The organism is Streptomyces pseudogriseolus (assembly GCA_002154585.1).
GTDB lineage: Bacteria > Actinomycetota > Actinomycetes > Streptomycetales > Streptomycetaceae > Streptomyces > Streptomyces pseudogriseolus.
Genome location: MUNG01000506.1, coordinates 159 through 8957 on the forward strand (window position 1 = coordinate 159; position 8799 = coordinate 8957).

The 8799-nt window shown below is 77.4% G+C and carries 2 protein-coding genes; both read right to left on the reverse strand.

Translation table 11 applies throughout. The annotated features are described in order from the left end of the window. On the reverse strand, positions 1-1994 hold a 1994-nt coding region (locus CCN29_RS31890; protein ID WP_442538606.1), incomplete at its 3' end, for a type I polyketide synthase. Between the two features lie 40 nt (positions 1995-2034). After that, on the reverse strand, positions 2035-8799 hold a 6765-nt coding region (locus CCN29_RS31895), incomplete at its 5' end, for a type I polyketide synthase (RefSeq protein ID WP_086686020.1).

The following is an 8799-nucleotide window of genomic DNA, read 5'->3' on the forward strand; positions in this document are numbered from 1 at the left end:
GCGGCGGCGATCTCGCCCTGGCTCTGTCCGGCCACCGCGGCGGGGCGCACCCCGCAGGCCATCCACAGCCGGGCGAGGGCGACGCACACCACGAACATGGCGGACTGGACCACGTCGAGGCGCTCCAGCGGCGGGGCTCCGGGGGCGCGGCGCAGCACGTCGAGGACGGAGTAGTCGGTGAGCGCCTCGACCGCGGCGGCGGCCTCGTCGAAGAATCGGCGGAACCGCGGGTCGGCCGCGTGGAGTTCGACGGCCATGCCTTCCCACTGCGGGCCGTGCCCGGGGAAGAGGAAGACCGGGTCGCCGTCGGTGTCGGCGACGCCGCGCACGACGGCCGGGTCGGGTGTGCCCTCGGCGAGGGAGGTCAGACCGCGCAGGAGCCGGTCCAGGTCGTCGGCGACGACGACGGCCCGGTGTTCCAGGGCGGGCCGGGTGGCGGCCAGGGACCAGGCCAGGTCGGCGGGGCGGGGCGTGCCGTCCGGGGCGGACCGCAGATGGGCGGCGAGGCGGGCGGCCTGCGCGCGCAGGGCGGCGGCGGTGCGTCCGGAGACGGGGAAGGCGCGGGCGCGGGGGGTGTCGTCGGCCGTCGTCTCCGGCTTGTCGTCGGCGGACGGTTCGGGGGCCTGTTCGAGGATGACGTGGGCGTTGGTGCCGCTGACGCCGAAGGAGGAGACGGCGGCCCGGCGCGGCCGGTCGGCGGCGGGCCAGTCGCGGGCCTCGGTGAGCAGTTCGACGTGTCCGGCGCTCCAGTCGACGTGCCGGCTGGGCCGGCCGACGTGCAGGGTGGCCGGCAGCCGCCCGGCGCGCAGCGCGAGGATGGTCTTGATGACGCCGGCGACGCCTGCGGCGGCCTGGGTGTGGCCGATGTTGGACTTCACCGAGCCGAGCAGCAGCGGCCGCTCGGCGGGCCGGTCCTGCCCGTACGTGGCGAGGAGGGCCTGCGCCTCGATGGGGTCGCCGAGGGTGGTGCCGGTGCCGTGCGCCTCGACGGCGTCGACGTCGGCCGGGGCGAGCCCGGCGGAGCGCAGGGCCTGCCAGATGACGCGTTCCTGGGACGGGCCGTTGGGGGCGGTGAGCCCGTTGGAGGCGCCGTCCTGGTTGACGGCGGAGCCGCGCAGCACGGCGAGCACGGGGTGGCCGTTGCGGCGGGCGTCCGACAGCCGTTCGACGACGAGGACGCCGGCGCCCTCGCCCCAGGCGGTGCCGTCGGCGTCGTCGGAGAACGCCTTGCAGCGCCCGTCCGGTGCCAGTCCGCGCTGGCGGCTGAACTCCAGGAAGACCGTGGGCGTCGACATGACGGTGACGCCGCCGGCCAGGGCCAGGTCACACTCCCCCGCGCGCAGTGCCTGCGCGGCGAGGTGCAGGGTGACCAGGGAGGAGGAGCAGGCGGTGTCGACGGAGACGGCCGGGCCTTCCAGACCGAGGGTGTAGGAGATGCGGCCGGACAGGACGCTGGGCGAGTTGCCGACGCCGTCGTCGCCGGCGTTGTCGGAGTGCGCCAGCAGCGTGGGGTAGTCCTGGAGGTTGGTGCCGGCGAACACGCCGGTGCGGCTGCCGCGCAGGGAGAGCGGGTCGACGCCGGCGCGTTCCAGGGCCTCCCAGCAGATCTCCAGGAGCAGCCGCTGCTGGGGGTCGGTGCCGACGGCCTCGCGCGGGGAGATGCCGAAGAAGGAGGCGTCGAAGTCGGCGACGCGGTCGATGAACCCGCCGGTGCGGGCGTAACTGCGTCCCGGCGTGCCCGGTTCCGGGTCGTAGAGCGCCTCGGTGTCCCAGCCGCGGTCGCGCGGCCAGTCGGTCATGGCGTCGGTGCCGTCCTCCAGCAGCCGCCACAGGTCGTCGGGGCCGGACACGCCGCCGGGGAAGCGGCAGCCCATCGCGACGATCGCGACCGGTTCGTTGTCCCGGGCCTCGGCCGCCGCCAGGCGCTGTCGCGTCTGGTGGAGATCGGCCGTGACCTTCTTCAGGTAGCCGAGGAGCTTGTCCTCATCGCTCATGCGTTCCTCACCCGTTCCGCAGGTCCCGTGGCCGTCTCCGTCAGGAGATGCCGAGGTCGTTCTCGATGAAGTCGAAGAGTTCGTCCGCCGCGGCGGACTCCAGGCGGCCGGCGATGTCGCCGTCGCCGGTCGCGGTGGCCGGCGCGGCGCCGGCCGTGCCGCCGCCGAGGCGTCCGAGCAGCGACTGGAGGCGCGCGCCGATGCGGTCGCGCCGTGCGTCGTCGGCCGCCAGTGTGGACAGGGCCGCCTCCAGGCGGTCGAGTTCGGCGAGGACGGCGCCGCCCCCGTCGGTGTCCTCGGTGAGCCGCCCGCGCAGGTAGCCGGCGAGGGCGGTGGCGTCGGGGTGGTCGAACAGCAGCGTGGCCGGCAGGGCGAGACCGGTGGCCGCGCCGATGCGGTTGCGCAGTTCGACCGCCGTCAGTGAGTCGAAGCCGAGGGCGTTGAACGCCTGGGCGGCGCCGACGCGGTCGGTGGAGGCGTGGCCGAGGACGGCGGCGGCCTCGGTGCGCACCAGTGTGATCAGGGTGCGGTCCCGTTCGGCGGGGGTCTGTCCGGCCAGCCGGGCGCGCAGGTCCTGTCCGGCGTCGGCGGCCGCGCCGCGCGGGCCGGTGTCCGACAGCTCGCGCACCTCGGGCAGTTCGGCGAGGAGCGGGCTGGGCCGGGAGGTGGTGAAGCCGGGGGCGAAGCGGGCCCAGTCGATGTCGGCGACGGTGAGCACGGCGTCGGTGCGTGCGGTGGCCCGGCCGAGCGCCTCCACGGCCCGGTCGGGGTCGAGGGGCTGGATGCCGCCTCGGCGCATCCGGTTCTCGGTGCCGGCGTCTCGGGTCGCCATGCCGCCGCCGGCCCAGGGTCCCCAGGCGAGGGAGGTGGCCGCCAGTCCGGCGGCGCGGCGCTGTTCGGCGAGGGCGTCGAGGTAGGCGTTGGCGGCGGCGTAGTTGGCCTGGCCGATGGTGCCGAGGGTGCCGGAGACCGACGAGTACAGGACGAACGCGGTCAGGTCGCGGTCGCGGGTGAGGTCGTGGAGGTTGCGGGCGGCGGCGAGCTTGGGCCGCAGCACGGTCTCCAGGGCGTCGGCGTCCATGGCGTCGAGGAGCTGGTCGTCGAGGACGCCTGCGGTGTGCACGACCGCGTCGACGGGGTGTTCGGCCAGCAGGGCGGCGAGCGCGTCCCGGTCGGCGGCGTCGCAGGCGGCGAGGACGAGTTCGGCGCCGGTGCCGTCCAGGGCCTCCTTCAGGCGGGCGGCGTCCGGCGATCCGGCGCCGGAGCGGCTGACGGCGACGATCCTGGTGGCGCCCCGTTCGGCGAGCCAGGCGGCGGTGCGCAGGCCGAGCGCCCCGGTCGCGCCGGTGAGCAGGACGGTACCCGTCCAGTCGGCCGGCGTCCCGGCGGGCGCGTCGGCGGGCACGTGCTCGAGGCGGCGCAGGAAGGTGCCGTCGGGGCGGACGGCGGTCTGGTCCTCCCCGGTGCCGCCGGCCAGGACCGCGCACAGCCGGCGGGCCACGTCGGGGGCGACGGCGGCGAGGGTGCCGGCGGGCAGGTCGACCAGGCCGCCCCACAGCTGCGGGTGTTCGAGGGCCGCGGTGCGGCCCAGGCCCCAGACGGCGGCCTGTTCGGGTGCGGCGGGCGCCTCGTGGCCGAGGACGCCGGCCGCGCCGGCGGTGACGGCCCACAGGCGGGTGGTGTCCGGGCCGGTGGCGCGGTCGGCGAGGGCCTGGACGAGGGCGGTGGTCGCGGCGAGCCCGGCCGGGACGGCGCCGTGGCCGGGCAGCGGGCGGGTGTCGGCGGCCAGCAGGGAGAGCACCCCGGCGAGGGCCGGGCCGTCCTCGCGGGCGGTGTCGTAGGCGGCGGCGAGACCGGCGCGGTCGGCGCGGGCGCAGTCCACGGGCAGCACGCGGACGCGGGCGCCGTGCGCGGTCAGGGCCTCGGCGACCGAGGACGCCCAGGGGCCGCCGTCCAGGTCCTCGGGGACGGCGAGCAGCCAGGTGCCGGTGAGGGCGGCGGTGGCGCCGTCGGCGGCGGGCCGCCAGGTCACGCGGTGTTCCCAGCGCCGCTCCTCGCGCTGCCTGCGGTCCGTGCCGCGCCAGGCGGCGAGGGCGGGCAGGACGGTGCTGAGCGGGGCGTCCGTGTCGACGTCGAGCCGTTCGGCCAGGGCCGCCGGGTCGGCGGCCTCGACCAGCTCCCAGAAGGCGCCGTCCGCGGTGGGGGCGGCGGGCCGCGCCGAGGTCTCCAGCCAGTAGCGCTCGCGCTGGAAGGCGTACGTCGGCAGGGCGACGGGCCGGGCGTCGGCGGGGGCCGGAGGCAGGTCCGCGCGGCCGTGCGTGTGCAGGGCGGCGGCGGCCAGCAGGGCGGCGCGCGGCTCGGGCAGGTCGCGGTGGAGCAGGGACACGGCGGTGACGGCGTCGGGGTCGCCGGCGCCGTCCCGGACGAGGGGGGTGAGGGTGGTGTCGGGGCCGAGTTCCAGGCAGAAGGTGACGCCCTCGTCCCGCAGGGTTCGCACCCCGTCGGCGAAGCGCACGGCCTCACGGACGTGCCGCACCCAGTAGTCGGGGGTGCGCAGGTCCTCCCCGGTGCCCAGGGCGCCGGTCAGGTTGGACACCACGGGGACGGCCGGCGGGGCGTAGCGCACGCGCTCGGCCACCTTTCGGAAGTCCTCCAGCATGGCGTCCATCAGCGGCGAGTGGAAGGCGTGGGAGACGCGGAGGCGCCGGGTGCGGCGGCCGCGCGCGGTGAACTCCCCGGCGACCGCGGCCACGTCGTCCTCGGCGCCGGAGACGACGACGGAGGCGGGGCCGTTGACGGCGGCGACGGCGATCCGGTCGGCGCGGTCCTCCAGGTACGGCAGCACCTCCGCCTCGGTGGCCTCGATCGCGGTCATGGCGCCGCCCTCGGGCAGGGCCTGCATGAGCCGGCCGCGGGCGGCGACCAGGGCGCAGGCGTCGGCGAGGTCGAGGACGCCTGCGGCGTGCGCGGCGGTGAGTTCGCCGACGGAGTGTCCGGCCAGCACGTCGGGCCGGACGCCCCAGGACGACGTGAGGGCGTGGGCGGCGGTGCCGAAGGCGAACAGGGCGGCCTGGGTCCATGCGGTGCGGTCCAGGAGCTCCGCGTGCGCGCTGCCCTCGGCGGCGAAGACCACCTCGCGCAGGGGCGGTCCGTCCAGGTGCCGGTCGAGCTCGGCGCAGACGGCGTCGAAGGTGTCGGCGAACACCGGGTGGGCGGCGTACAGGTCGCGTCCCATGCCGGGGCGCTGGGCGCCCTGCCCGCTGAACAGGACGGCGAGACGGCCGCCGTCGGCATGGCCGGTGACGACGTGGCCGGCCTGGTCGCCGGTGGCCAGGGCGGTGAGCCCGGCGAGAAGTTCCTCGTGGTCCTCGGCCACGACGACGGCCCGGTGGGCGAGCGCGGGCCGGGCGGTGGCCAGGGTGTGCGCGAGGTCGCGCGGGTCGTGGCCGGCGGTGAGCAGGTGGGTGCGCAGCCGGGCCGCCTGGGCGCGCAGCGCGTCGGGAGTGTGCCCGGAGACGGGGTACGCGCGCGGGGTGCCGGCCGCGGCCTCCCGCTCGGGAGCGGGAGTGGGGGCGGGGGGCTCCTCCAGGACGACGTGGGCGTTGCTGCCGCTGATGCCGAAGGAGGAGACGCCGGCCCGGCGGGGGCGTCCGTCCGGGGCGGACCACGGGCGGGACTCGGTGAGCAGCCGCACGGCGCCGGCGGACCAGTCGATGTGCGGGGACGGCTCGTCGACGTGCAGGGTGCGGGGCAGTTCGCCGTGGTGCATCGCCATGACCATCTTGATGACGCCGGCGGCGCCCGCGGCGGCCTGGGTGTGGCCGAAGTTGGACTTGGCGGAGCCGAGCCACAGCGGGCGGTCGTCGGGCCGGTCCTGGCCGTAGGTGGCGATGAGGGCCTGCGCCTCGATGGGGTCGCCGAGGGTGGTGCCGGTGCCGTGCGCCTCGACGGCGTCCACGTCGGCCGGGGCGAGCCCGGCCGAGTCCAGGGCGGCGCGGATGACGCGCTGCTGCGAGGGCCCGCTGGGCGCGGTCAGGCCGTTGGAGGCGCCGTCCTGGTTGGTGGCGGAGCCGCGGACCACGGCGAGCACCGGGTGTCCGTTGCGCCGGGCGTCCGAGAGGCGCTCCAGCAGCAGCATGCCGACGCCCTCGGAGAAGCTGGTGCCGTCGGCGGAGGCGGCGAACGCCTTGCAGCGTCCGTCGGCGGCCAGGCCGTTCTGCGCGGTGAACTCGGTGTACGTGCCGGGGGTGGCCATGACGGTGACGCCGCCGGCCAGCGCCATCGCGCACTCGCCCTGCCGGAGCGCGTGGGCGGCGAGGTGCAGGGCGACCAGGGCGGAGGAGCAGGCGGTGTCGACCGTCATCGTCGGCCCCTCCAGGCCGAAGGTGTAGGCGACGCGGCCCGAGATGACGCTGCCGGACACGCCGAGGCCGATGTAGCCCTCCATGCCCTCGGGGATGTCGGCGAGGCCGGAGGCGTAGCCGGAGCCCATCGCGCCGACGTACACGCCGGTGCGGCCGCCGCGCTGAGCCAGCGGGTCGAGCCCGGCGCGCTCGAAGACCTCCCAGGAGGTCTCCAGGAGGAGCCGCTGCTGCGGGTCCATGGCGAGGGCCTCGCGCGGGGAGATGCCGAACAGGGCGGCGTCGAAGTGGGTGGCGTCGTGCAGGAATCCGGCCTGGAGGCCGGGCAGTCGGTCCAGGTCCCAGCCGCGGTCGGCGGGGAAGGCGCCGATGGCGTCGCCGCCCTCGGAGACGAACCGCCACAGCTCCTCGGGGGAGGTGACGCCGCCGGGGTAGCGGCAGGCCATGGAGACGATGACGACGGGGTCGTCGTCGTCCGCGGCGACGGCGGCGGTGCGGGCCGTCTCGGTGCCGCCGGCGAGTTCGCCGCGCAGGTGGCGGGCGAGGGCGCTGGGCCGGGGGTGGTCGAAGACCAGGGTGGCGGGGAGCCTGAGCCCGGTCTCGGCGTTCAGCCGGTTGCGCAGGTCGACGGAGGTGAGGGAGTCGAACCCGAGGTCTTTGAAGGACTGTTCGCCGTCCACGGCGCCGGCCGAGCCGTGGCCGAGGGCGACGGCGGCGTGGCGGCGCACCACGTCGAGCAGGAGGCGCTCCTGCTCGGTCTCGGTGAGGGCGGCCAGGCGCCGGCCGAGTTCGGACGAGCCGGCGTCCGCGGCGCGGGCGGTGCGGCGGGCCGGCGTGGGGACGAGTCCGTGCAGCAGGGCGGGCAGCCGGCCGGCGGTGGCCGCGGCGCGCAGCACGGCCGGCTCGGTGCGCAGCGGGGCGAGCAGGGCCTCGTCCGCCGCGAGCGCCTCGTCCAGCAGCCGCAGGGCCTGGGCGGGGTCCAGGGCGGGCAGTCCGGAGGCGGCGATGCGGCGTACGGCGTCGGCGTCGAGGCCGCCGGTCATGCCGCCGTCGTGGTCCCACAGGGTCCAGGCGAGGGAGACGGCGGGCAGCCCCTGGGCGCGGCGGTGGTGGGCCAGGGCGTCCAGGACGGTGTTGGCGGCGGCGTAGTTGGCCTGTCCGGCGCCGCCGAGGAGGCCGGCGGCGGAGGAGAACAGCACGAAGGCGGTGAGGTCCGCGTCGCGGGTGGCGTGGTGCAGGGCGAGCGCGGAGTCGGCCTTGGCGCGCAGGACGGTGGCGAGTCGGTCGGGGGTGAGGGAGCCCAGGACGCCGTCGTCGAGGACGCCGGCGGTGTGCACGACCGCGCGCAGCGGGTGCTCGGCGGGGACGGCGGCCAGGGCGGCGGCGAGGGCTTCGGAATCGGCCGCGTCGCAGGCCTCGACGCGTACGGCGGCGCCGTGGGCGGTGAGTTCGGCGGTGAGGTCGGGCGCGCCGGGGGCGTCGGGGCCGCTGCGGGAGAGCAGCAGCAGGGAGCGCACGCCGTGCGTGGTGACCAGGTGGCGGGCGACGAGCGCGCCGAGCGCGCCGGTGCCGCCGGTGACCAGGACGGTGCCGTCGGGGTCCCAGGCGGCGGGCCGGTCGGCGCCGCTCAGGGCGGCGCGCGTCAGCGACGGGACGAGCAGCCGGCCCTCGCGCAGGGCGAGTTGCGGGGCGCCGGAGGCGATGGAGGCGTCCAGGGCGGCGCGGGAGGCGTCGGTGTCGTCGAGGTCGGCGAGGACGATGCGGCCGGGGTTCTCGGTCTGGGCGGAGCGTACGAGGCCCCAGACGGCCGCGGCGGGCAGGTCGGGTACGTCCTCCTCGCCGCCGGTGGCGACGGCGCCGCGGGTGACGACGACCACGGGGGTGTCCCCGGTGGGGTCGTCGGCGAGCCGGGTCCGCAGGGCGTCCAGGGCGCGGGCGGCGACCGAGGCGGGCGTCTCGCCGGGCTCGGAGCTGAAGGTCAGGACGGCGGGGGTGCTCCCGTGGTCCTCGGGCCGGTCGGCGGCGGGCGTCCGCGGCAGGTCGGCGGGGGTCCAGCGCACCGTGTACAGGGCGCCGTCGGCGGGACGGGCGGGGCCCGTGGCGCCGTCGGACAGCGGGCGGCTGACGAGGGAGTCGACGGTGGCGACGGGCTGTCCCGTGCCGTCCGCGACGTGCAGGGTGACCGCGCCGCCGGCGTTCCGTTCGAGCCGGACGCGCAGGGTGGTGGCGCCGACGGCGTGCAGGGTGACGCCGCCGAAGGCGAAGGGCAGGCCCACTCCCCCGCCCCGGCCGTCCTGGCCGCCGTCCTCGTCCGTGCCGGTGAGCTGGGCGTGGAGGGCGGCGTCGAGGAGGGCGGGGTGCAGTCCGAAGCGGGCCGCGTCGCGGTGCTCGTCCTCGGGCAGGGACACCTCGGCATAGCGGACGTCGCCGTCGCGCCAGGCGGC